This window comes from Bradyrhizobium sp. BRP20, from assembly GCF_020194215.1.
Taxonomy (GTDB): domain Bacteria; phylum Pseudomonadota; class Alphaproteobacteria; order Rhizobiales; family Xanthobacteraceae; genus Bradyrhizobium; species Bradyrhizobium yuanmingense.
Genome location: NZ_JADYVY010000027.1, coordinates 36,119 through 59,903, shown reverse-complemented (window position 1 = coordinate 59,903; position 23,785 = coordinate 36,119). Strand labels below are relative to the sequence as shown.

At 65.1% G+C, this 23,785-nt stretch carries 19 protein-coding genes; 12 read left to right on the top strand and 7 right to left on the bottom strand.

Going from position 1 to position 23,785, the window contains the following annotated elements; genetic code table 11:
• The 5 genes from I6F33_RS35070 to I6F33_RS35050 form a co-directional block, all read left to right on the top strand.
• A partial coding sequence (locus I6F33_RS35070) for a chemotaxis protein CheW (protein ID WP_198399999.1) occupies nucleotides 1–197 on the top strand: 197 nt, incomplete at its 5' end.
• A gap of 31 nt (nucleotides 198–228) precedes the next feature.
• Nucleotides 229–615 (top strand): response regulator, encoded by a 387-nt coding sequence (locus I6F33_RS35065; RefSeq protein ID WP_036015905.1) that lies wholly within the window; start codon nucleotides 229–231, stop codon nucleotides 613–615.
• 61 nt (nucleotides 616–676) lie between these two features.
• Entirely contained in the window at nucleotides 677–1,555 is an 879-nt protein-coding gene (locus I6F33_RS35060; RefSeq protein ID WP_036015907.1) for a protein-glutamate O-methyltransferase CheR, read from the top strand.
• A gap of 2 nt (nucleotides 1,556–1,557) precedes the next feature.
• A complete protein-coding gene (locus I6F33_RS35055; RefSeq protein ID WP_036015908.1) occupies nucleotides 1,558–1,875 on the top strand; it encodes a hypothetical protein in 318 nt (105 codons plus the stop codon).
• Nucleotides 1,876–2,016: 141 nt separating this feature from the next.
• Nucleotides 2,017–2,520, top strand: coding sequence for a response regulator (locus I6F33_RS35050; RefSeq protein WP_036015910.1), 504 nt, complete (start codon nucleotides 2,017–2,019; stop codon nucleotides 2,518–2,520).
• 21 nt (nucleotides 2,521–2,541) lie between these two features.
• Here I6F33_RS35050 and I6F33_RS35045 read toward each other — a convergent pair whose 3' ends face one another.
• Complete coding sequence (locus tag I6F33_RS35045) at nucleotides 2,542–2,844, bottom strand: hypothetical protein (protein ID WP_036015912.1); 303 nt, start codon at nucleotides 2,842–2,844, stop codon at nucleotides 2,542–2,544.
• 149 nt (nucleotides 2,845–2,993) lie between these two features.
• Between I6F33_RS35045 and I6F33_RS35040 the strand changes: the two genes are divergently transcribed.
• Nucleotides 2,994–3,629 (top strand): response regulator transcription factor, encoded by a 636-nt coding sequence (locus I6F33_RS35040; protein ID WP_225145566.1) that lies wholly within the window; start codon nucleotides 2,994–2,996, stop codon nucleotides 3,627–3,629.
• Nucleotides 3,630–3,804: 175 nt separating this feature from the next.
• Here the strand turns inward: I6F33_RS35040 and I6F33_RS35035 are convergent, their stop codons facing one another.
• Together I6F33_RS35035 and I6F33_RS35030 are read right to left on the bottom strand one after the other, a co-directional pair.
• Complete coding sequence (locus tag I6F33_RS35035; RefSeq protein ID WP_225145565.1) at nucleotides 3,805–7,410, bottom strand: PAS domain S-box protein; 3,606 nt, start codon at nucleotides 7,408–7,410, stop codon at nucleotides 3,805–3,807.
• The gene (locus tag I6F33_RS35030; protein WP_036015915.1) at nucleotides 7,388–7,807 is read right to left on the bottom strand and encodes a response regulator; all 420 of its coding nucleotides are present in this window, start codon (nucleotides 7,805–7,807) and stop codon (nucleotides 7,388–7,390) included. Before I6F33_RS35030 ends, I6F33_RS35035 begins: the two co-directional genes overlap by 23 nt.
• 385 nt (nucleotides 7,808–8,192) lie before the next feature.
• Here I6F33_RS35030 and I6F33_RS35025 point away from each other — a divergent pair, with 385 nt between their 5' ends.
• The 3 genes from I6F33_RS35025 to I6F33_RS35015 all read left to right on the top strand — a co-directional run bounded on the left by I6F33_RS35025 (nucleotide 8,193) and on the right by I6F33_RS35015 (nucleotide 13,209).
• Complete coding sequence (locus tag I6F33_RS35025) at nucleotides 8,193–10,373, top strand: methyl-accepting chemotaxis protein (protein ID WP_225143736.1); 2,181 nt, start codon at nucleotides 8,193–8,195, stop codon at nucleotides 10,371–10,373.
• 271 nt (nucleotides 10,374–10,644) lie between these two features.
• On the top strand, nucleotides 10,645–12,366 hold the full coding sequence (gene araD / locus I6F33_RS35020; RefSeq protein ID WP_225145569.1) for an L-arabinonate dehydratase: 1,722 nt from the start codon (nucleotides 10,645–10,647) through the stop codon (nucleotides 12,364–12,366).
• Nucleotides 12,367–12,489: 123 nt separating this feature from the next.
• Nucleotides 12,490–13,209 carry a ribonuclease activity regulator RraA gene (locus I6F33_RS35015; RefSeq protein ID WP_225114575.1) on the top strand — a complete coding sequence of 240 codons (720 nt, stop codon included), beginning with the start codon at nucleotides 12,490–12,492 and terminating at the stop codon, nucleotides 13,207–13,209.
• Between the two features lie 97 nt (nucleotides 13,210–13,306).
• Here I6F33_RS35015 and I6F33_RS35010 read toward each other — a convergent pair whose 3' ends face one another.
• Nucleotides 13,307–15,406, bottom strand: coding sequence for a S9 family peptidase (locus tag I6F33_RS35010; RefSeq protein WP_225145564.1), 2,100 nt, complete (start codon nucleotides 15,404–15,406; stop codon nucleotides 13,307–13,309).
• Nucleotides 15,407–15,733: 327 nt separating this feature from the next.
• Here I6F33_RS35010 and I6F33_RS35005 point away from each other — a divergent pair, with 327 nt between their 5' ends.
• Both I6F33_RS35005 and I6F33_RS35000 read left to right on the top strand, forming a co-directional pair.
• Nucleotides 15,734–17,170, top strand: a complete 1,437-nt coding sequence (locus I6F33_RS35005) for an MBOAT family protein (RefSeq protein ID WP_225131153.1) — start codon at nucleotides 15,734–15,736, stop codon at nucleotides 17,168–17,170.
• On the top strand, nucleotides 17,170–18,276 hold the full coding sequence (locus tag I6F33_RS35000) for a hypothetical protein (RefSeq protein WP_225145563.1): 1,107 nt from the start codon (nucleotides 17,170–17,172) through the stop codon (nucleotides 18,274–18,276). Before I6F33_RS35005 ends, I6F33_RS35000 begins: the two co-directional genes overlap by 1 nt.
• Before the next feature lie 166 nt (nucleotides 18,277–18,442).
• On the opposite strand, the gene I6F33_RS34995 is transcribed toward I6F33_RS35000, so the two are convergent.
• The 3 genes from I6F33_RS34995 to I6F33_RS34985 form a co-directional block, all read right to left on the bottom strand.
• Entirely contained in the window at nucleotides 18,443–19,630 is a 1,188-nt protein-coding gene (locus I6F33_RS34995) for an alanine--glyoxylate aminotransferase family protein (RefSeq protein WP_036015923.1), read from the bottom strand.
• 102 nt (nucleotides 19,631–19,732) lie between these two features.
• The gene (locus tag I6F33_RS34990; protein WP_036015924.1) at nucleotides 19,733–20,458 is read right to left on the bottom strand and encodes a thermonuclease family protein; all 726 of its coding nucleotides are present in this window, start codon (nucleotides 20,456–20,458) and stop codon (nucleotides 19,733–19,735) included.
• Nucleotides 20,459–20,674: 216 nt separating this feature from the next.
• Nucleotides 20,675–22,402 (bottom strand): hypothetical protein, encoded by a 1,728-nt coding sequence (locus tag I6F33_RS34985; protein ID WP_225145568.1) that lies wholly within the window; start codon nucleotides 22,400–22,402, stop codon nucleotides 20,675–20,677.
• Nucleotides 22,403–22,823: 421 nt separating this feature from the next.
• Here I6F33_RS34985 and I6F33_RS34980 point away from each other — a divergent pair, with 421 nt between their 5' ends.
• Nucleotides 22,824–23,672: a caspase family protein gene (locus I6F33_RS34980; RefSeq protein WP_225145562.1), complete on the top strand. Its 849-nt coding sequence runs from the start codon at nucleotides 22,824–22,826 to the stop codon at nucleotides 23,670–23,672.
• Nucleotides 23,673–23,785: the final 113 nt, after the last annotated feature.

The following is a 23,785-nucleotide window of genomic DNA, read 5'->3' as shown; positions in this document are numbered from 1 at the left end:
CCTATGGCCTCCTGATCGACCAGATCGGCGAGGTGCTGCGCCTGCCCGAGGACGGTAAGGAAGAAAACCCCGTCAACCTCGACCCCCGCATGGCCAAGCTCGCCGGCGGCGTCCACCGCCTCGACGGCCAGCTCATGGTCGTCCTCGACGTCGACCGCGTCCTCGAGCTCGAAACCAAGACGCAAATGGCCGCCTGAGCCAACGAAACATCGAAGCCGGAGAACAGAAATGAAGACGTGTTTGGTGGTCGATGATTCCAGCGTGGTGCGCAAGATCGCGCGCCGGATCCTGGAAGGTCTGGAGTTCGAGGTCACCGAGGCCGAGGACGGCTCGAAGGCGCTCGAGATCTGCCAGCGGCAGCTGCCCGACGCGGTGCTGCTCGACTGGAACATGCCGGTCATGGACGGCTTCGAGTTCATGGGCCACATGCGCCGCTTGCCCGGCGGCGACCAGCCGAAAGTGGTGTTCTGCACCACCGAGAACAACGTGGCTCACATCGCTCAGGCGCTCAGCGGCGGTGCCAACGAGTACATCATGAAGCCCTTCGACAAAGACATCATCGCCGACAAGTTCGCTGAAGTTGGTTTGATCCCGGTCGGACAAGTCATGGTCTGAGTGTGTCCGGCCTAAAGTATTTGGGCCGGAGTTTTCCAGTACAGCTTTCGAGAGGCCATCCGTGACCCCGACCGAGTATGAGTATCTGCGTAAGTTCCTGAAGGATAATTCCGGTCTCGACCTGTCCGCAGACAAGCAATATCTGATCGAAAGCCGCCTGCTGCCGCTCGCCCGCAAGGCCGGGCTGTCCGGCATCGCCGAGCTCGTGCAGAAGCTGCAAGGCGGCTCGCGCCAGCTGATCACCGACGTGGTCGAGGCCATGACCACCAACGAGACTTTCTTCTTCCGCGACAAGGTCCCGTTCGATCATTTCCGCGACCACATCATGCCGGAGGTCATCAAGGCGCGTGCGGCCAAGCGCAGCGTGCGCATCTGGTGTGCCGCGGGCTCGACCGGGCAGGAGCCCTATTCGCTGGCGATGTGCCTGAAGGAGATGGGCGCAGCCCTCACCGGCTGGCGCGTCGAGATCATCGCGACCGACCTGTCGCAAGAGGTGCTGGAGAAGGCCAAGGCCGGCGTCTACAGCCAGTTCGAGGTGCAGCGCGGCCTGCCGATCCAGATGCTGGTGAAATATTTCAGGCAGACCGGCGAGACCTGGCAGATCAATCCCGAGTTGCGGGCGATGATCCAGCACCGCCAGCTCAACCTGCTGCACGATTTCGCCCAGCTCGGCACCTTCGACGTCATCTTCTGCCGCAACGTGCTGATCTATTTCGATCAGGACACCAAGATCAATATCTTCAACCGCCTGGCGCGCCAGATCGAGCCCGACGGCTTCCTGGTGCTCGGCGCCGCCGAGACCGTGGTTGGACTGACCGACACGTTCCGGCCGATTCCGGAGCGGCGCGGCCTCTACAAGCCGAATGATCCGCGCGCGGCCGCGGCCAAGCCGGTTCTCGCCGGTGCGGCGCCGCGCATGGCGGCGATGGCGGGACGATAATCATGGCCGAGGATGGCAAGGGCGCGGAGCGTGTGACCTTCAGCCGTGGCTATGATGTCTGCATCATGGCCATCGACGGCACCTGGCGGCGCGACTGCAAGCTCAACGCGATCTCCGACACCGACGCGGTTCTCACGGTGGAGGGCTCGATCCAGGGCTTGAACCTGAAGGAGTTCTTCCTGCTGCTGTCGTCCACGGGTCTCGCCTATCGTCGCTGCGAGCTGGTCCGTGTCAACGGCGCCGAAATGGACATCCAGTTCCTGCGCGGCAAGAACCGGAAGAAGCGCGGTGCGGCCGGTGGCCACGACGCCGCGGCCTGATCTCGCCGCCGCCGTCGCTGCGCTTTCCCGCACTTTGCTTCACATTTGCTGAACGTTTCCGAGTCAATTGCTCGCGGCAGCTTTACGCGGCTTCAGCGCGAGCCGTGTATCCATTGACGCTCTCAATCTCAGGATACGGCAATGCCCAGAAGTTCTCTTTCCCCGATCTCGTCAAACCTGCCCGACGGCGCCGAGCGGCGTGCACTTCAGCTCCTGGTGGTCGATGACGACGCCACGCAGCGCCGCCTGATCACGGTCGCGGCCAAGCAGGCGGGCCACGAGGTCACTGTGGCGCCATCGGTGGCGGACGCGATCGAGAAGCTGCGCGCGGCGCGCTTCGACTGCGTGACGCTCGATCTCGTGCTGGAGGATGGCGACGGCGTCGACGTGCTGCGCGAGATGGCGAGCGCGAAGTTTGCAGGCTCCGTGATCGTCATCAGCGGCATGGACGGCAAGCGCCGCAGTGCCGCCCGCAGCTTCGCCCGTTCGGTCGGCATCGAGCTCCAGAGCCTGCCGAAGCCGCTGGATCTCGCGGCGCTGCGCATCAGCCTCGCCAATCTCGGCAAGACCGCGATGGGCCTGCCGGCGATTCACACCTGGGGTGGTGTCGCCACCGACGCGATCGTGGAACGGCACCGCGCCTGAGCTTGCGGAGCCGCCATACGGTCAGACGCGGCTTCCGGCCGCGTTGCCGGATTCCGATAGACATTGCAGGGCGTGGCCGAGGCCCGCCCGGCAGACATTGAGGGCCGCGCTCGCGCTGGCGTAGCGGGGCGTGACGTCGTCGAGCAAGACGACATCTGCGGAACCTTCCGGATCGCTGCCGTGTTCTTGATCCATGGCTGCGGCGATCCGGCGCATGCTGGTCTCGATCTGTGCGATCAGTAAACGAAGGTCCGCCGCAATCAGCTCACGGCTCTCGACTTCGGACGTTGCGACAGGAGGCGGCGTGTCGGCCAAATTTAGCATGGATATTCTCCGTCCAATGCAATTAGGCGCCATGCCGCTACTTGTGCGTTAAGTCCATGTCCCGTACAAATACGGGTGGGCCGAATCCGCGCCGAGCGCCATAACGAATGGCGCGGACGCGAGTCCTTCATGCCAACCGGATGTGGCACATGGCCGAACAAAGCTCTCGCGGTGAAATCTTCGTGGTCGATGACGACCCTGCCGTTCGCGACACCTTGTCGATGGTGTTGAAGGCGGCGGGCTATGAAGTGATCTGTTTTGCGGACGGTGCAGCGCTGCTCTCCGTCGCGCGAAGCCGCACGCCGGCTGCAATCCTGCTCGACGTGAATATTCCCGGGAAGTCGGGTCTCGACATCCTGAAGGAGCTGCACGGCGAGGATTATCCTGCGCCGATCTTCATGATCTCCGGGCAGGGCGACATCGCGATGGCGGTGGGCGCGATCAAGAGCGGCGCGCTCGACTTCATCGAGAAGCCGTTCCGCGGCAGCGAGATCGTCGGCCGTCTCGACGAGGCGATCGGTGCCTATGCACGCAGGCAGGCGGAGAACGCGTCGCCGAAATTCGGCTCGCTGCATTTCCCCGGCCGCGAGCCGCTGACGCGCAGGGAGCGCGAGGTGTTGGAGCAGTTCGCCTCCGGCGCCTCCAACAAGGAGGCTGGCCGCACGCTCGGCATCAGTCCGCGCACCATCGAGGACCACCGTGCCAACATCATGAAGAAGCTCGGCGCGCGCAATGCCGCCGACCTGATCCGCATCGTGATGACCGCAGCCCAGCGCGCGTCGTAACATGGTCTCGTGCCACGGCTCAGCAGCGCATCATGCAATGATGCGTTGCTGAGCCGGGTCCATCTCTCCTTACCGACGGTTTCGTAGCCCGGATGGAGCGCAAGCGTAATCCGGGATTTCGCGCGCCGCACGATTGTTCCCGGATTGCGCTGCGCTCCATCCGGGCTACGGGCCTTCACCCGCTCAACGCCTTGCGGATGATCCGCGCCAGATCCGATTTGCGATAGGGCTTGGCCAGCAACACCACGCCGGAATCCAGCCGGCCGTGATGGATGATCGCGTTCTCGGTATAGCCTGACGTGTAGACCACCTTGAGATCCGGGCGCGTCTTCATCAGCTCGTCCGCGAGCTGCCGTCCGTTCATCTTGCCGGGCATGATGACGTCGGTGAACAGAAGGTCGAACGGCTTGCCGGCTGCGACGATCGCGAGCGCCTCCGCGGCGTTCGCGGCCTGCAAGGTTACGTAACCCAGCGAATGCAGCTGCGCCAGCACGTAGTCGCGCACCAGCCGGTCGTCCTCGACCACCAGGATCGTCTCGTGTCCGCCCTCGATCGTCGCCGGTGTCACGCCCTCGCCGACCGCCGTCGGCGTCTTGCCGGGCGGCAGATACATCTTGATCGTGGTGCCGTGGCCCTCCTCGCTGTAGATCTTGATGTGACCTGCGGACTGCTTGATGAAGCCGTAGACCATCGAAAGCCCGAGTCCGGTGCCCTTGCCGGGCCCCTTCGAGGTGAAGAAGGGATCGAACACCCGGGGCAGCATGTTCGCAGGGATTCCGGTGCCGGTGTCGCTCACGGCGATCAGCACGTAGTGCCCCGGCGGCACGTCGTTGGCGCTGGCATAGACCTCGTCGAGATAGGCGGCGCCGGTCTCCACGATCAGCTTGCCGCCGCCGGGCATGGCGTCGCGCGCATTGAGCGCGAGGTTGAGGATCGCGGTGGTGAGCTGGTTGGGATCGACGATGGCAACGCAATTCTCGTCCTCGAACACCGATTCGATCTGGATCTGCTCGCCGAGCGTCGGACGCAATAACTTTGCGGTGTCGACGATCAGCGAGTTGATGTCGATCTCGCGCGGCTGGAGCGGCTGCTTGCGCGCGAAGGCGAGCAGGTGCTGGGTCAGGTCGGCGCCGCGCGCGGCGGCCTCGTCGATCATCTTGGTGATCGCCGCGAGCTGCGGCTCCTTGGCGACCGCCTCCGCGAGAATTTCGATCGTCCCGGTGATGACGGTGAGAATGTTGTTGAAGTCATGCGCCACGCCGCCGGTCAGCTGGCCGACGGCCTCCATCTTCTCGGCATGGCGGATGCGCTCATCGGCGGCGATCTTGTCGGTGAGGTCGCGGTAGAAGACGTTGAACAGCAGGCCCTCGCGCCGCTTCAGCGCGGTGACGCTCAACTCGGCCTTGAATTCCTTGCCGTCGCGCCGGCAGCACATCAGCTCGCGGCGGCGGTTCAGCGTCCGGCCACCCTCGTCTTCGAGGAAGCGTTTCAGGCCGGCTCGGACCCGGCCACGTTCGCTCTCGGCGACAATGAGGTCGATCGTGCTCTTGCCGAGCACCTCGTCGCGGCGCCAGCCGAACAGCTGTTCCGCCTGCGAGTTCCAGTTCAGGATGCTTCCGGTCTCGTCGGTCTGGACGAAGGCGTCGAGCGAGGTCTCGACGATGTTGCGGGCGAGCCGCTCGCTCTCGAGCAGCGATTCCTGCGCGAGCCGCGCTTCCGTCATGTCGCGCCCGACGAAGAAGAAGCGCTTGGCGCGCTCGGACCAACTGCCGAGCCAGGACAGCCAGACCTCGTGCCCGTTCTTGTGGTAGCAGCGGGTGTCGGCCAGCCTGACGCGCTCGCCGTGTCGCATCGCCCGCATCTCGGCACGGGACTGCTCCAGGTGATCGGGATGGATGAAGTCGGCGCCGCTGCGGCCGATCATCTCGTCCGGCCGATAGCCGAGAATGGTCTCGCTGCTCGGGCTGATCTGCGCGACATGACCCCGCGCGTCCATGACCATGATCAGATCCTGCGACGTCTCGAAGATCTGACGCCGCTCCTCGAGTTGGTGCTGCAGCGCCCGCTCGGCGCGCCGCGCCTCGGTCAGGCTGCGCGCGCTTCCGGACGCGCCGATGATCTCGCCCGACGGTCCCTTGATCGGCGACAGGCCGAGCGAAATCTCGACCGGCGTGCCGTCCTTGCGCAGGCGGACCGTCTCGAAGCGTTCGATCGGCTCGCCCCGCGCGATCCGCCGCAGATAGTCCTTGCCCTGTTCGCGGCGGTCGGACGGGACGATGATCGAGGTGGGCTTGCCGATCGCCTCCTCCGCCGTATAGCCGTAAAGGCGTTCGGCGGCCGGATTCCAGCCGGTGATGATGGCATCGAGCGTCTGCATGACGATCGCATCGTCGGACGATTCCACCGCGGCACTGAACAGGTTCTCGCGCGCCGCGTGATGGCTCCGCGCGGCCTCGGTGCGGCGATGCTCCTCGATCTCGCGTTCGAGCGCGGCCGTTTTCGCGCGCATCTCCTCCACCATCCGCGCAAAGGCCCGGGCCAGCACGCCGGTCTCGCCGCTAGCATCGACGGGGATCTCCGCGGGACGTCCGCTGCCGATGGCCTGCACCGCCTCCGTCAGACGCCCGATCGGGCGGGTCAACGAGCGCGCCAGCAGCACCGCGAGCGCAGCCGCGGCGAGAACAGCCAGCACGCCGACGAGCAGGGACGTTTTTTGAATGGCGGCCGGCACGCGGCCGAACACGGACGGGGGAACAGTCGCGACGATGGCGACCCATTCCTTGCCCGCAAGCGATAACGGCACGAATGCCGCGCCGCTCGTCCGGCCCGCCTCGTCGGTTGTGACCCGCGTGGCCACGTCCGACGTGCCGGCCAGTTCTGACAAGAACGGAAGGTCTTTGCGCCAATCGGTCGGATGGCCCCGCGATGACCCGAACTCCCGCGTCCGGTCGGGATGGACGAGATAGTCGCCGCGCGCATTCACGACGTAGATATCTCCGCCCGAGGTTGTCGCCGCGCGGACCCGCTCGAGTGCCGGGCGCATGTCGATATTGGCCACGATGATGCCGAACGGCTTGTCGTCGGCCGTGAACAGCGGCATCGCCACGCGCAAAGTCGGTGCGTGAGGCGCCGTCGTTCCCCCCTGACGGGTCGCGAGCTCGATGGGAGACACATAGATCTCGCCGGGCCCGAGCCGTATGGTTTCCTGGAAGTAGGCGCGGCCACTCTTGCGCTCCAATTCGCTGTCCGGAGCGATCCGGGCTGCTCCGTTGGGACCCGAACGATCGACGTGGACCAGCTCGCGCTGGTCGTCGTCGACGCCGATGATCCTGAACTGCCCGTAGATGGGCTTGGCGTCGATCTCGGCCGCGAGCCGCGCCGCGATACGCTCGCGCCAGGTCTGCTGCGAGACGCCGTCCGCCGGATCGATCCCGCCGCCGGCATGAGCCCGGATCAGGCCGTTGATTGCCGCTGCGGCGCGATAGCCGACCAGATCGCCGCGTACGCCGGCAACGTAGGATTCAAGGTTGGTTGCAAGCAGGCGGGATTGGGCTTCGACCCGCTCCAGCACCCGCGGAATGACGGCCTGTGTGGTGTTGCGATAGCCCAACCATCCGACTGCGGCCACGGTGACAGCAACCAGCAGGATCATCGCGAGGGCCAGCCGCGTGGCCAGCGTCGTTACTGCTCGCATGGGGAGTTTCGCCGGACCTGCCGCAGCGCTGCGCCATTTTTGGCTTGCAGCAGAGGCGTTCTTGTCATCGGCGGCCGGAGCGGACATCGGACCCCTCTGGCGCGTCGGCCTTCAGGCAATCTGCGACCACGGCAAGCAGTGCATCGGGCCGGAACGGCTTTTGCAGGCTGGCCACGGCGCCGAGCTTGGTCGCCATCTTCAGGAAGTCCGGCTCCGCATAGGCATCCGGCGTGATCGAACGGCCGGAGATGACGACGATCGGAACGGCTGGGGCCAGCATCCGAATGTGACGCATCGTCTCCAGTCCGTCCATACCGGGCATGAAGATGTCGAGAAACAGCAGGTCGAACCGGCTGGCCTCGAACAGCGCCAGCCCCTTGCGGCCATCCTCGGCGACCGTCACGTGATGACCAGCCCGTTCCAGCAGCAGCCGGATGGTGAACTGGACGGCCGGATCGTCATCCACGATCAGGATGTTGGCCACGCCTAAAATCCTCCGGCCGCATTGGGCGTTCCAGCGGCCCCAAATCAAAGCAACAAATGCAAAATTGTTGCGCGGATTCTGGCCGCGCTGCAAGCACCTCGCGTTTGCCGCGAATGCCTTCCTGGCGTGGCGACAGACGAGGCGCTGTGGCCGGTACGCACGCTTGCGTGCATATGCGATCCGGTCCGAATGCAATAAGTCGTTTCAAAGACAGGAGATATTCTTCTCGCCGTAGTTGTACGGAACCCGATCTTCACCGCGAATTAAAGAGGGCGAACTACTATCTCCGCGAGTTCCATCTCGGTACCTCGCGTATTTCAATTTCGGCATTCCTTTACCCGACGAAGCCGGTTCTCCCAAACCGGCCACCAGCTCGAGATCTCTCATGTTCAAATCGATCGCGAACACCGGAATTCGCACCCGGCTGCTCGGCGGCTTCGCGTTGATCTGCGGCCTGCTCGCAGCGACCGTCATCTACACCGTCGCCGCCGTCTCGGACATTTCGTCGCGGATCAGGACAGTCGTGGATCAACGCGCGCCGGTCGCGATCGCGAGCACGGAGCTCGTCGGCAATCTCTATTCCACGCTTTCGACGCTGCGCGGCTATCTGCTGACTGGCGATGCGCAGGGCAAGCGCGACCGGGCCGCGGTCTGGGCCGAGCTGGATCGCACGGCCGCTGCAGTCGACCGCATGGCGGAGGGCTTTTCCAGCCCCCAGAACAAGACCAATTGGAGCGAGGCCAGAACGTTGATGGCGGAATTCCGCAAGGCCCAGGACAAGGCCGAAGCGGCCGCCTTCACGCCTTCGGCCTATCCGGCGAGCGAATTGCTGGCGAAGGAAGCCGCGCCGCTGATCTCGGCCATGTTCGCCGAGATCACCGGCATGATCGACGAGGAAGAGGCGCTGGAGGCGACGCCGCCGCGCAAGCGCCTGCTCAAGACGTTTGCCGATGTGCGTGGCAATCTTGCCGCCGCGGGATCTCAATTGCGCCTGTACGTTGCCTCGGGCGAGGCGGCCGATCGTGACAAGTTCGAAAAGCCGCTGGCGACCTTCAGGGCCGCGCTTGCGTCGGTCGGTACCCAGACCGATCTGCTCACCGCACGGCAGGCGACCGCTTATCGGGCCATCGTCAAGGCGAACGAGGCGTTCATACCGCTGCCGCAGAAGATCTTCGCCATCCGCCAGACGCCGCAATGGAATATGCCGGTCTTCATCCTGTCGACCGAGGCCGCGCCGCGCGCCGCCCGGATCCTCGACCTGCTCGACGGTCGCAAGGATACCGATGGCAAGCGCTCGGGCGGTCTCAAGAGTGATCAACAATCGAAGCTCGCCGACGACGCCCGCAGTGTGGCCGACGCAGTCGAGAGATTGCTCCTGCTCCAATGGATCCTGCTCGCCGCAGCGCTTGCGCTCGGGGCAACGATTGCGATCCTGGTTGCACGCTCCATAACCCGTCCGATCATCGAGTTGGTGGGCGATTCCGCGCGCCTGTCCGGCGGCGACACCAGCGTCGAATTCAGGACGGCCGAGCGCGGCGACGAGATCGGCGTGGTGTCGCAGGCGGTAGCCAAATTCCGCGACAATGTGATTGCCCAGCAACGGGCGGCGGCGTCCCTAGCGCGCGAGGCGGAGGCACGCGAAGCGGCCAACCGCAACATGGAGGGGGCGGTCGAGGAATTTCGCGCGACCTCGCGCGACCTGCTCGCGCTGGTCGGCGAGAATGCGGGCACCATGCGGCAGACCGCAGAGAGCCTCAGCGGCATCGCCAATCATGCGACGAGCCAGGCCGCGTCCGCAGCGACCACCTCCGAACAGACCGCGGGCAACGTCCAGACCGTCGCCGCGGCGGCCGAGCAGCTCGCTGGCTCCATCGTCGAGATCGGCCGCCAGATTGAGCTGTCCAACATGACCGTGCGCTCCGCGGGCGAGGTGACCGCGCGTTCGGAGAGTGAGATCGAAGGGCTCGCGCACGCCGCACAGAGCATCAGCTCGGTGGTCGACCTGATCCAGGCGATCGCGGCCCAGACCAATCTCCTGGCACTCAACGCCACCATCGAGGCCGCGCGCGCCGGCGAGGCCGGTCGCGGTTTTGCCGTGGTGGCGTCCGAGGTCAAGGCGCTGGCCGAGCAGACCCGCAAAGCGACGCAGGAGATCGCGCAGCACATTGTCGCGATTCAGAACGCGACCGGCAGCGCGGTCGCCTCCGTCAAGGAGGTCGCGACCGCCATGCGCCGGATCGACGAAGTGACCGCGGCGATCGCAAGCGCCGTGGAAGAGCAGGGGGCCGCCACGCGCGAGATCTCGCAGAACGTTCAGATGGCGGCGTCGGGGACACAGACGTTGGCGACCAGCATCGGCACCGTCTCCGGCGCCATCGCGGAAACCAATCGCTCGGCCGACGAGGTGATGGGTGCCGCGAACCACGTCGCGGGGGCGGCCGAACGCCTCGCCGCCGAGGTCCAGGCCTTCTTCGTCAGGCTGCGCACCGGTCCGACGGACCGCGGCAAGAGTGGCGATGCCGATTACCACGGGCCGGAACGGCGCAGCGGCCGCAACGCGGCCTAAAACGGAATGGCTCGGCTAAATCGATCGTCGCGGGAGCGGCGTGGGCCGCCTTCGGCGCCCGGGTGAGGGCAGATGTAGCCGGCGCAGCCGGTCGATCTACCCGCTGCGGCTGCACGCCAGCGCCCAAAGCTCCCCTTGCCCTCCTCGGCATACCTGCAGTCTTCACAGGCCTCTTGACCGAGATCATCATCCGGCTCTTTGTCGAGCCCTGATCTTCCGCGTGATCGAGCGGAATACCATCCAGAAATGGGGCCTCATCGTGAAGAAGAAAATGCCCGACCAGCTCCGCAGCGCGCGTTGGTTCGCGCCCGACGATCTGCGCTCGTTCGGCCATCGCTCCCGCGCCATGCAGATGGGTTACGCGCCGGAGGAGTGGAAGGACCGCCCGATCATTGCGATCCTCAACACCTGGTCTGACGCGCAGCCCTGTCACATGCACTTCAAGTCGCGCGTCGAGGACGTGAAGCGCGGCATCCTGATGGCGGGGGGCCTGCCGCTGGAGCTGCCGGCGCTGTCGCTGTCGGAATCGCTGCTCAAGCCCACCACCATGCTCTATCGCAACCTGCTGGCGATGGACGCCGAGGAGCTGCTCCGCAGCCATCCCGTCGACGGCGTGGTGCTGATGGGCGGCTGCGACAAGACCACGCCGGCGCTGCTCCTGGGAGCAACCTCGATGAACATTCCGGCGATCTATCTGCCGGCAGGCCCGATGCTGCGCGGCAATTGGAAGGGCAAGACGCTGGGTTCCGGCTCCGACGGCTGGAAATATTGGGACGAGCGCCGCGCCGGAAAGATCTCGGACAAGGACTGGCTCGACATCGAGGCCGGCATCGCCCGCAGCTACGGCACCTGCATGACCATGGGCACCGCCTCGACCATGACCGCCATTGCGGAAGCGATCGGCATGACGCTGCCCGGCGCTTCCTCGATTCCCGCTGCCGATGCCAACCATATCCGCATGGCCAGCGAATGCGGCCGCCGCATCGTCGAGATGGTGTGGGAGGATCTGACGCCGAAGGTGATCCAGACCCGCAAGGCGTTCGAGAATGCCATTGCGGTCGCGATGGCGATGGGCTGCTCCACCAACGCCATCATCCATCTGATCGCGCAGGCCCGCCGCGCCGGTCAGGACATCGGCCTCGACGATTTCGAGACGGCGAGCCGCAAGGTGCCCGTCATCGCCAACGTCCGCCCGAGCGGCGATGCGTACCTGATGGAGGACTTCTTCTACGCCGGCGGCCTGCCGGCGTTGATGTGCCAGATCAAGCCGCATCTGCATCTCGATTGCGTCACGGTCACAGGCAAGACGCTGGCTGAGAACATCGAGGGGGCCGAGGTCTACAATGCCGACGTGATCCGCGGCATCGACAATCCCATCTACAAGGAGGGCGCGCTCGCCGTGCTCAAGGGCAATCTCGCGCCCGACGGCTGCGTCATAAAACCCTCCGCCTGCGCGCCGCGCTTCCTCAAGCACACCGGCCCCGCGCTGGTGTTCGACGATTATCCCTCCATGAAGAAGGCGGTCGACGATCCCGATCTCGACGTCACCGAGGATCACATCCTGATCCTGCGCAATGCGGGTCCGCAGGGCGGACCGGGCATGCCGGAATGGGGCATGCTGCCGATCCCGACCAAGCTCGTGAAGCAGGGCGTGCGCGACATGGTGCGCATCTCGGATGCGCGCATGAGCGGCACCAGCTACGGCGCCTGCATCCTGCACGTCTCGCCGGAATCCTATATCGGTGGCCCGCTGGCGCTGGTGCAGAACGGCGACCGCATCACGCTCGATGTCGCTGCGCGCACCATCAATCTCGATGTGAGCGAGGTCGAGCTCGCAAAACGCCGCGCCGCCTGGAAGCAGCCCGCGCGGCGCTTCGAGCGCGGCTATGGCTGGATGTTCACCAAGCACATCAAGCAGGCCAATGACGGCTGCGACTTCGACTTCCTGGAGACCGATTTCGGCGCGCCGATCGGCGAGCCGTCCATCTACTAGCACCTGTCATTCCGGGACATCGCGAAGCGATGGCCGGAATCCATAACCACGATAGGGAGTATGGATTCCGGGCTCGCGCCAAGTGGCGCGCCCCGGAATGACGAACGAGAGAGAGAGCACGACATGACCAAACTTTCCGAAGCCACCCGCACAAAACTCAAATCCGTCTCCACCGCCACCGTCGCGACCGCCTTGTTCAAGCGCGGCCTGCGCATCCAGATGATCCAGGACGTCCGCCCCTTGAGCCCGGACCAGCCGACCATGGTCGGCGAGGCCTTCACGCTGCGCTACATGCCGGCGCGCGAGGATCTCAACACTATCGACGTTTTCAGGGACCGCTCCCATCCGCAGCGCAAAGCGGTCGAGGATTGCCCACCGGGCGCGGTGCTGGTGATGGACAGCCGCAAGGATGCGCGCGCGGCTTCGGCCGGCGCGATCCTGGTGACGCGGCTGATGAAGCGCGGCGTCGCCGGCGTCGTCACCGACGGCGGCTTTCGCGACTCCGCCGAGATCGCAAGGCTCGGCTTTCCCGCCTTCCACCACCGTCCCTCGGCGCCGACCAATTTGACGCTGCATCAGGCGATCGAGATCAACGTGCCGATCGGCTGCGGCGATGCGCCGGTGTTTCCCGGCGACGTCATCCTTGGCGACGCCGACGGCGTCATCGTGATCCCCGCGCATTTGGCAGACGAGATCGCCAACGAAACCTTCGAGATGACCGCGTTCGAGGATTTCGTCACCGAGGAAGTCGGCAAGGGCCGCGGCATCTTCGGTCTCTATCCCGCCACCGATCCGCAGACGCTCACCGATTTCGCGGAATGGCGCAAGAAGAACGGGCGGTAGCGCTCTCGTAGCCTGGATGGAGCGGAGCGTAATCCGGGAACAGTGTTGATCTCTGCGCGAATCCCGGATTGCTGTCCGCTCCATCCGGGCTACGACGTCACGCCTCCGCCATCCCCGCTGCCCACAGCGCGAACGCGTACACGATCGCGACTTCGTCGAGCCGGTCGAAGCGGCCCGAGGCGCCGCCGTGGCCGGCGCCCATGTTGGTGCGGAGCAGGACCGGGCCGCCCCCACGCATGGTTGCGCGCAGGCGCGCGATCCATTTGGCGGGCTCCCAGTAAGTGACCCGGGGATCAGTAAGCCCGCCCATCGCCAGGATCGCCGGATACTCCTTTGCCGCGACGTTGTCGTAAGGCGAGTACGACAGGATGGTGCGGAAATCCTTCTCGCTCTCGATCGGGTTGCCCCATTCCGGCCATTCCGGCGGCGTCAGCGGCAGCGTGTCGTCGAGCATGGTGTTGAGCACGTCGACGAACGGCACCTCTGCGACGATGCCGGCGAACAATTCGCCGGCGCGGTTGGCGACCGCGCCCATCAGCATGCCGCCGGCCGAGCCGCCATGGCCGACGATGCGCTTGGCGCTGGTGTATTTTGTATCGATCAGCGCGCGGGCGCTGGCGGCGAAATCGTCGAACGAGTTCGTCTTCTTCTCGCGCTTGCCGTCGAGGTACCAGCCCCAGCCCTTGTCGGCGCCGCCGCGGATATGGGCGATGGCATAGACGAAGCCGCGGTCGACCAGCGACAGGCGGTTGGCGCTGAACGAGGCCGGCATGGCCATGCCGTAGGAGCCGTAGCCGTAGAGTAACAGCGGCGCTGCGCCGTCGAGCTTCAGTCCGCGGCGATAGAGGATCGAGACCGGCACCTCGGTGCCGTCATACGATTTCGCCATGATGCGCGTCGTGACGTAGTCGGCCGGGTCGTGACCGGACGGAATCTCCTGCCGCTTGCGCAAGACGCGCGTGCGCTTGACCATGTCGTAGTCATAAATTTCCGACGGCGTCGTCATCGACGAATAGGAAAAGCGCAGTGTCGTCGTTGCGAATTCGTAGGAGCCCATCGTGTCGAGCGAGTAGGCAGCCTCGTCGAAAGCGATGGCATGTTCCTCGCTCGTCGAAAGATCGCGGATCACGACCGAGGGCAGCGCATTGGCGCGCTCCAGCCGCACCAGATGGCCGGCATAGAGATCGAGGTCGATGATGTAGATGCCGGGCCGATACGGAATTAGATCGCGCCAGTTCTTGCGCTCGGGCTGGCTAAGCGGCGTGGTGACGATCTTGAAGTCGATGGCATCGTCGGCATTGGTGAGGATGAAAAGTTCGTCGCCGCGGTCGGCGAGCGAATATTGCACGCCCTCCTCGCGCGTAGCGACCAGGCGCGGCGGCGCCTCGGGATTGGCGAGATCGATCAGCCGCTGCTCACTGGTCTCGTGATCGCCGCCGGCGATGACGCAGAAGCGGCCGCTGGTGCTTTCATGCAGGTGGGTGAACCAGCCGGCATCCTGCTCCTCATAGACCAGCGTGTCGTCTGCCTGCTTGGTGCCGAGCTTGTGCCGCCACACCTGCATCGGGCGGTGATTGTCGTCGAGCTTCACATAGAAGAAGCTCTTGCAGTCCGCAGCCCAGACCACGCCGCCGTCGGTCTCCTCGACGAGATCGTCGAGGTCCTTTCCCGTCGCCCAGTCGCGGACGCGAATGGAGAAATACTCGGAGCCTTTGGTGTCGGCGCTCCAGGCCTGCAGCTTGTGATCGTAGGAGTGGCGGCTGCCGCCGAACTTGAAATATTGGTGGTCCTTGGCGAGCGCGTCGCCATCGAGCACGATCTGGCCGTCGCCGCCGTCGCGCGGCATGCGGCCGAACAGCTCGTGCTGCCCGCCCTCGCGAAACCTGCGGAAATAGGCGAACGGCCCATCCGGTGACGGCACGCTGGAATCGTCCTCCTTGATCCGCCCGCGCATCTCGCGCACCAGCGTCTTCTGCAGGCCCGAGGTGTGGCCGAGCAGGCTCTCGGTGTAGGCGTTCTCCTCGTCGAGATATTTGCGGATGTCAGGATCGAGCACGGCGGGATCGCGCAGCACCTCCTGCCAGTTCGCGTCCTTCAGCCAGGCATAATCGTCAGTCACGGTAATGCCGTGCCGCGTGAAGGAATGCAGCCGGCGCGGGGCGACGGGGGGCTTCGAAGGCGTCTTGGCTTGGGTCACTCGGTCCTCATCAACTACGTGTCGCGGCGTCGCCTTCTTAACCTCTCCCCGCCTGCGGGGAGAGGTCGGAATTTGCGAGAGCAAATTCCGGGTGAGGGGGTACAGGCCCCTCGACAGATCTCGCCTGCGGAGACGGGCCCCTCACCCCGACCCTCTCAGGGCGAGCGCAGCTCGTCCCGACCCCGTAAGAACGGGGAGAGGGAGAAGGCGCGTTCCCTTATATCGTTCCGATTCCGCGGATTGCCAGCACGACCGCCCATGCTGCCGGGTTGTTGATCGGCCCCTTGTGTGCTTTGAGGGGCAATATCCCGCCGCCGGTCCAGCCCGATGCTGTTCAATTCCTATGCGTTCATCCTGCTGTTCCTGCCGGTCGTGCTCGCCGGCTATTTCCGGCTCGGCCGGCGCAGCAATCTGGCTCCGGTGGTCTGGCTGGCGCTGGCTTCGATCACCTTCTACGCAATCGGCAGCTGGCAGTTCGTCGCCCTTCTGCTGCTCTCGATCGCCTTCAACTACGGCGTCGGCCATCTTCTCATCGTGGCGGAGCTCACGCACCCGCAACGAAAGGCCGCACTCGCGCTCGGCGTCGTCGGCGATCTCCTCATGCTCGGCATCTTCAAATATGCCGGCTTCGTCGCGGAGAACGTCAACGCGCTGCTCGGCACGGATGTCGCGCTCCACATCCTGCTGCCGGTCGGCATCTCCTTCTACACCTTCACCCAGATCGCGTTTCTGGTCGACGCTTATCGCGGCCAGGTCGCGGCCTATGCGCTGCCGCATTACGCGCTGTTCGTGACGTACTTCCCGCATCTGATCGCGGGGCCCATCCTCCATCACAAGGACATGATCCCGCAATTCGAGCACGAGGAGACCAAGCGCCCGGACGGGCATCTCATGTTGTGCGGAATCATCATCTTCGCGATCGGCCTGTTCAAGAAGACCTGCCTTGCCGACGGCATCCAGCCGCTGGTCGCGCTCGCCTTCGAGGCGCGCTCGCCGAGCTTCGACCAGGCCTGGCTCGGCGCACTCGCCTACACCTTCCAGCTCTATTTCGACTTCTCCGGCTATTCCGACATGGCGATCGGCATCTCGCTGATGTTCGGCATCTTCCTGCCCGTCAATTTCAACTCGCCCTACAAGGCCACCAGCATCGTCGAGTTCTGGCGGCGCTGGCACATGACGCTGTCGCAATTCCTGCGCGACTATCTCTACATCCCGCTCGGCGGCAACCGCAGAGGCCGCGTGCTGCGCTACGTCAATCTGATGATCACGATGCTGTTCGGCGGGCTCTGGCACGGCGCGGCCTGGACTTTTGTCATTTGGGGCGCGCTGCATGGCGCCTATCTCTGCGTCAATCATGCCTTCAATGCCTTGGTGCCGAACGGTCCGCCGCTGATTGCACGCCCAGCTCGCATCGCCGGCGCCGTGCTGACCTTCCTCGCTGTCGTCATCGCCTGGGTGTTCTTCCGTGCCGAGAGCGTCGCCTGGGCATTGCGGGTGCTCCACGCCATGGCTGCCCCTTCGAACCTCGTGCTCGGCCGCGAGGAGATCGCGGCCCTGGTGCAAGTCGCGATCTATGCGGCGCTGGTGTGGCTGGCGCCGAACACACAAGCGCTGATGGAATACGACCACGGCAACCGCGAGGTCGGCGAGGCCTTGCGGGCAGGGCGCACGCGGCCGTTGGTGCTCTATGCGGCCTCGCTGCTGCTCGCCTTCGGCTTCCTGGGCATCCAGAGCCACAGCGAATTCATCTATTTCCGGTTCTGATGCAGGGCGCATTCACCAATCTCGGGCGTCTTCTGCTGGCGAGCGCGGCCTGCGTACTGAGCGCCGCGGCGCTCACCTTCATCGTCGATCCCCTGCAGCTGTTCCGCCCCTCGCGCCTTGTCCCGGCCTTCTACTCGGAGGACACGCGCGTGCAGAATGCCGGGCTGATCAGCAGCCAGCCGTTCGACACCGCCTTCATGGGCACCTCGCTTGCGATCCATTTCCGCCAGAGCGACATCGATCGCGCGCTTCGTGTCCGCTCGCTCAAGCTAGCGATGACCGGCTCCAACTCGCGTCAGCAGGCCTTCGTGCTGGAGCAGGCGATCGACCGCGGCGCAAGGCGCGTGATCTGGGAAATGGACGATTTCATCTTCATCGATGCCGCGGACATCGAGACCGACCCTTATTTGTCCGTCGATCTTTATCGCCGAACCGCCAAGGGCATCGCCTCCTATCTGTTCAGCGCGGCGATGGCGAAGGAATCGGTGTTCGCGCTGCTGCGGTCCGTCCCGCTGCTGCGGGAGCCGCTGACCCGGGCGTCGCCTTATCTGCCGGTCAAGTTTGCGTTGTCAGACGTCGACGACATCTACGCCCTGCCGCGGGATTTCGACGTCGCGCGCGACTACAACGCAAAGAAGACGCTCGCCGCCTTTGCCTACATTACCAGCCCCGTACGCAGCCGCTTCCTCGGCGAAGGCTACAGCTACGAAGCCATGGTCCGGCATTTCGAGCAGGACGCCGTCGGCCTGATCGCGCGCCACCCCGACGTGACCTTCGACATCTACCTCCCGCCCTATTCGATCCTGCAATTCGTCGCGATGCGCGATGCCTCGCCCGAAACGCTGAAGGTCGTCACCGATCTCACGGCGCACATTGCGCAGCGATTGACGCAACTGCCCAACGTCCGCCTGCACGATTTCCGCGCGCTCAAGGCGGTGACACACGATCTTAACAATTACAGCGACGTTATCCACCATTCGCCGGCCGTGGACGCGATGGTGCTGAGATGGCTGGCAAGCGGGGAGCACCGCGTCGACCCGAAAGCGCCGCTCGCGCCGCTGAATGAGCTGAAGGCACAGGTGGAGGCGTATCGGGTGGAGCGCTGATCTTCCCCTCTCCCCTTGCGGGAGAGGGTGGCTCGCCGCGCAGCGGCGAGACGGGTGAGGGGTTCTCTCCGCGAGTCCTGGCAGTCGGGAAACGCGGATAGAACCCCTCATCCGGCGCTTCGCGCCACCTTCTCCCACAAGGGGAGAAGGAAGAGGCGCGCGCGACTTACACCGCCACTTCTTCCCCGAGATACGCGACCGCCGCCTCCAGCCCGCCCTTGCCGTGCGGGATCTTCAGCGCGTTCAGCCCGACCTCAATCACCCCGAGCGTGCCGAGCAGCATCGGCGCATTGACATGGCCCATATGGGCGATGCGGAAGGCTTGGCCGGAGAGATCGCCGATGCCGGTGCCGAGCACGACGCCGCACTTGTCCTTGCAATAGCGTTGCAGCACCGCCGGATCGTGGCCGTTGCTCATCGTCACCGTGGTCACGGTGTTGGAGCGCTCGCTGGCTTCGGCCACGTTGAATCCGAGCACCTGGCCTTCCGACCAGACCGAGACCGCGCGGCGGGCGGCTTCGCCGAGCAGGCTGTGGCGGCGGAAGGCGTTCTCCAGGCCTTCCTCGTGCAGCATGTCGATCGCTTTGCGCAACGCGAACAGCAGATGCACCGGCGCGGTGCCGGCATATTTGCGATAATTCTCGGTGCCCTCGCGCTCGCTCCAGCTCCAATAGGGCGTCGACATGTTGGCCTTCTTGTGCACCTCGAGCGCGCGCGCATTGGCGGCGACGAAGCCGAGGCCGGGCGGCGTCATCAGGCCCTTCTGCGAGCCGGACATCGCAACGTCGATGCCCCATTTGTCCATCTCGAACGGCATGCAGCCGAGCGAGGCGACGGTATCGACCATGTAGAGCGCGGGATGGCCGCTCGCCTTGATCGCCTTGCCGATCGCCTCGATGTCGTTCTGCACGCCGGAGGCCGTGTCGACCTGGACCACGACGACGGCCTTGATGCTGTGCTCCTTGTCGCGGCGCAGGCGTTCCTCGACCTCGTGCGGCCGCACCGCGCGGCGCCAATCGCCCTTGAGCACCTCGACCTCGGCGCCCATCAGCGCCGCCGCGTTGCCCCACCCGATCGCGAACCGACCGCTCTCCAGCACCAGCACCTTGTCACCGCGCGACAGCACGTTGCTCAGCGCCGCTTCCCAGGCGCCGTGACCGTTGGCGATGTAGATGTAGGACTTGCCCTTGGTCGCGAACAGCTTGGAGATGTCGCTGAGCAGGCTCTCGGTGAGATCCAGCATCTCCTGGGAGTAGATGTCGATCGCCGGACGGTGCATCGCCCGCAGCACCTCGTCGGGCATCGTGGTGGGCCCGGGGATGGCCAGAAACTCCCGGCCCGCGCGAACGGTCATTGCTGTCGGTCCTTATTGCCTGAGAACAGGATGGTGGGTCGCTGAATCATGCTTTTACGTGCCGGCGCGTCCCGAGAAAAGCGCGCAAAATGCAGGGCTGGGTTATCGCTTCGTCTCCCGGCAACCGGCCGCTTCGGCCTCCTCGACCGAGCAGAACCAGCGGGTGCCCTTGCTGATCTTCATCCTGATCTGCGTGTACCAGCGGCTGGTCGGCTGGTGAAAGATGCACTCCCCGGAGCTGTTGACGTTGCCCTTGATGGTGCAGTCCGGCGACGGCGCGACCGGCCCCGAGGCCGAAGCGAGCAGCACCGCGTGCGCGCCGTCAGGCGGCTTGGTCGCGCCGAGGATCGCGGTCTTCTTGTTGCGGACGCGCCAGTCCCACGGCGCGATGAAGGCGCCCTGCCACATCCCTGCCTTGGCCTCCCGCGCGGCCTTTTCATCGGCTTCATAGTCGCGGGACATGTGGGCGTAGGCCAGCGCCCAGCCGTTGCGCACCAGCCATTTCTGGATGTCCTCGCCGCCGACCTCGCAGCGCGCCACCGTGCGGCCGCGCCGGTCGACCGATCTCGGGCGGCAGACCCAAGTCTTGCCCTCGGCGTATCTGGCGAGCTCATCGCGGGCCGCGACGCCGCAAGTCCAGCGCTCGGACTTGGTGTTGAGGCAGAGCTGGTCGATTGCAGGCGCGTCGATGCCGCCGAGCCGGATCCGCGTGGTGCCGATCACCACCGCATCGCCAGCGCGGACCTTTGCCGTGCCGGTGATCTCGGCGGCATCCGCCAGCGAAGGGATGGCGAACAAAGACAGCGCAATCAGGACCTTTCGCAACATGCCCGTCCAGTTGTGATGAAAATCTCGATAGACGGCGCAATTGTGGTCGGCTTTTGGCCGCGCGGCCAGCGCATGCCGAACAGATAGGCTTTCAACTTCCTGTCATTTTGCGACGGTCTCGTAGGGTGGGTTAGCCGAAGGCGTAACCCACCACTGTTCGTATCCGCGGAGGTTAGATGGTGGATTACGCTTCGCTAATCCACCCTACGAGACCCCTCACCCTCGCGCCATCGCCCGCTTCGCCACCGCCAGCCCCATCAGCACGAACGCCGAGGTCACCTCCGGGCCACCGACCAGGATCCGCGTCGGCGTCTTCATCTTGTTCCATTCATAGGCGCGGAACGGGCCGCGGCGGCCGCCTTCACCGAGCCCGGCGACGATCACGTTCAGCGCCGGTGCGAAGGCGCGCGGGTCGGCGCCGAGATGGCCGAGCGCGATCAGCGCCAGCGCGGCGTCGAACACGTTCATCTCGGCCGCCATCAGCTCGCCCTTGACGTAGGACAGCACGCGATGGCGGATGAAATCGAAATCGCCGGCGGGATCGATCGCGGCCTGCGCCGCCAGCGGCAGCGCCAGGAAGGCGGCATAGCAGCGGCCGAAATAGGCGCTGTAGAGCTCCGGCAGATAATAGATGTGCGAGCGCGGATTGGCGAAGGCGCCGCTGGCGGCCAGCCGCTTCTGAAAGCCGATGATCCGGTGCAATGTTGCAAGCCGCGACGGCGTCTCCAGCACCTTCCAGCGCTCAAGGTTGCGGAAGCTTACCTCGAGAATGTCGAGATTGAGCGTCGGATCGAGATCGTTGCCGTAAGGGCGCTCGCCCTTGAGATTGTCGATCCAGGTCGCAACCCCGCCCTCATAGTCGATATTGTCGTTGAGCGGCACGGTCACGCGCGGTTCGTTGACGCCGGCGCGCACCTGATAGCCCGCATAGAAGTCCAGGAGCGGCTGGTCGATGATCGCGTCGGTACAGCCGGCCTGCGTCGCCGCGGAGATCGAGCAGGCCGTGGTGTCGCAATCCGGCACGTAGATGCCGAAACCGAGGTCCTGCTTGATCTGCGCGAAGTAACGGGAGAAGCGCGGATGCGGCGCCGGCGCCAGTGCGGTGACGACGTTGAAGCGCGCGCCGTCGATGCCCTCGACCTCCTCGCGACTGATGTTGACGCAGAAATCGACCAAGTCGGCGATCGCGCGCTCCGCCGCGACCTTGTCGGCCGGGGAGGCAAGCCCGGTCTCGACGAAGCTGAGCAGGGCCTCGATGAAGAACGCGTCGTAATAGGCCGAGCGGTGGCGGATCTGCACCGGCTCCCACATCGGCTCGGCAATGCCTTTCCAGGGCGGATTGACCACGGCGCGCGCGGGCGAGCGCGCGATGAAGACGCGGGCGAGGTTGAACAGCAGCGAGGAATTCTTGTAGCCGCGCGCGTTGAGGCCCGTGAGCGCCATGATCAGCTCGCGGCCGCGGACATCAGGATCGCCGATCAGGTTGAAGGCGGCGTAGGTCGGCAGGAAGCCGTTGCGGCGGTACGAGCCGAGCAGATGCTGCGCGCAATCGCGGATCACGCCGTCGATCTGCGCGCTCTGGGGCATGGCGGCGGTGAACGGCACCGGCGGCGGCTTGGGGTGGTCGAGCGCGATGCTGTCGACGAGATCGGCGATCGGCTGCCCGACCGCCGCCCAGTCGGGCTCGGCCTCGTCGCGGGCCCGGGTGAGTGCCGCGCGCAGCCGCGTCAGCATCCCCTCGTCGCGCAGCTCGGGCAGGCCGGCGCGGCGGAGCAGGATCCGCAGCGCGGGATTGCCGAGGGCGGTCCTGTAGAATTTGGCGAGATGCGGATCGCCGCTGGCCGTATCCGACAATACGGGATCGCAGACGTCGTAAAGCGAGGGGCCGTCCTTCCGCGCCGTCAGCGCCCGGCAGGCGGCGCCGGCAAAATAATGAAAGCTCATGAAATACCTGGTCGCGGGGGCCTTGGTCGGGGACATCAGGCACGCTGCCATCTGCGCGCCACCCCCCTGCAAGTCGTTGAAAAAGCTACCCGGATTCGCGGGAAAAACAAATGTGATGGAAGTCACGGAAAAGCCGGCACGAAGGCTGCATGATCGCTCTCCGGAAGGCTACGGGGAAGCCGTAAATGCGGCAATTTGGATCGGAGAATTATCAAGTATATTCAGACGCTTAGTTCAAATTTTGAGCAATCTATTGCCCCAGGGCCTATATCCGGTTAAGGGTTTGTTTGGTGCGGCGCCGCAAATTGCGCGCAATTCGGGGTCACATCCCCGGCCAATCCCTCAAACCTAAAGCCGCTATCGCGCTACTCAAACAGTGTGCGCGCGCTTGGTAGGTCTTTGGCACAGGAAACGAAGCGAGATGAATCTAAAGCAGCTCGACCTTTCCAGACGTACGATCGCCCTCGCCGCGGCCCTCATCGGCACGGTGTCGCTGGTGATCGGCGCCCATGCTGCTCTCAACATGCGTGCGATCGATGCCGCCAAGGCGGTCTCGACCGATCAGATCGCCGGTTCGATCGGCCAGAGCTCGCGCCTGGCGCTCGTCATCGGCAATGGACATTACCCCGACGCCAGCGCGCCGCTGACGCAGTCGATCAACGACGCCCGTGCGCTGTCCTCGTCCCTGCGCAAGAACGGCTTCGACGTCGACATGGTGGAAGATGCGACCCGCGACGACATGGTCCGCGCCGTGAGCCGCCTGAAGTCGCGGATCACCCGCGACAGCGTCGTCATGCTGTTCTTCGGCGGCTACGGCGTGCAGGCCGGCCGCGAGAGCTACATGCTGCCGGTCGATGCCGTGATCTGGAAGGAAAAGGACGTCCGCCGCCAAGGCGTGTCGATCGAGGGCGTGCTCGAGATGATGAAGGAGCAGGGCGCCAAGGCGAAGCTCGTCGTGGTCGACGCCTCCCGCCGCAATCCCTACGAGCGCCGCTTCCGCTCCTACAGCCACGGTCTCGCGCCGATCAGCGCGTCCGACAATGCGCTCATCCTCACCTCCGCCTCGCCCGGCAAGGTCGTCGACGACGGCAAGGGCGAGCACAGCGTGCTGGTCAGCGAGTTCCTCAACAACCTCAGCAAGCCCGGCAGCGCCGAGAGCGTCTTCAACAAGACCCGCCTCGCCATCTCCCGCGCCAGCGAAGGCGACCAGGTCCCGACCGTATCGTCGTCGCTGCTCGAAGACGTCCGTTTCGGCGAAGCCGGCGGTTAGTTCGCGGCTCTTGTAGGGTGGATTAGCCAAAGGCGTAATCCACCGCTTCTCTCGCGTCAGCTTGGAAAGCAAAGAGGTGGGTTACGCCTTCGGCTAACCCACCCTACGACGTT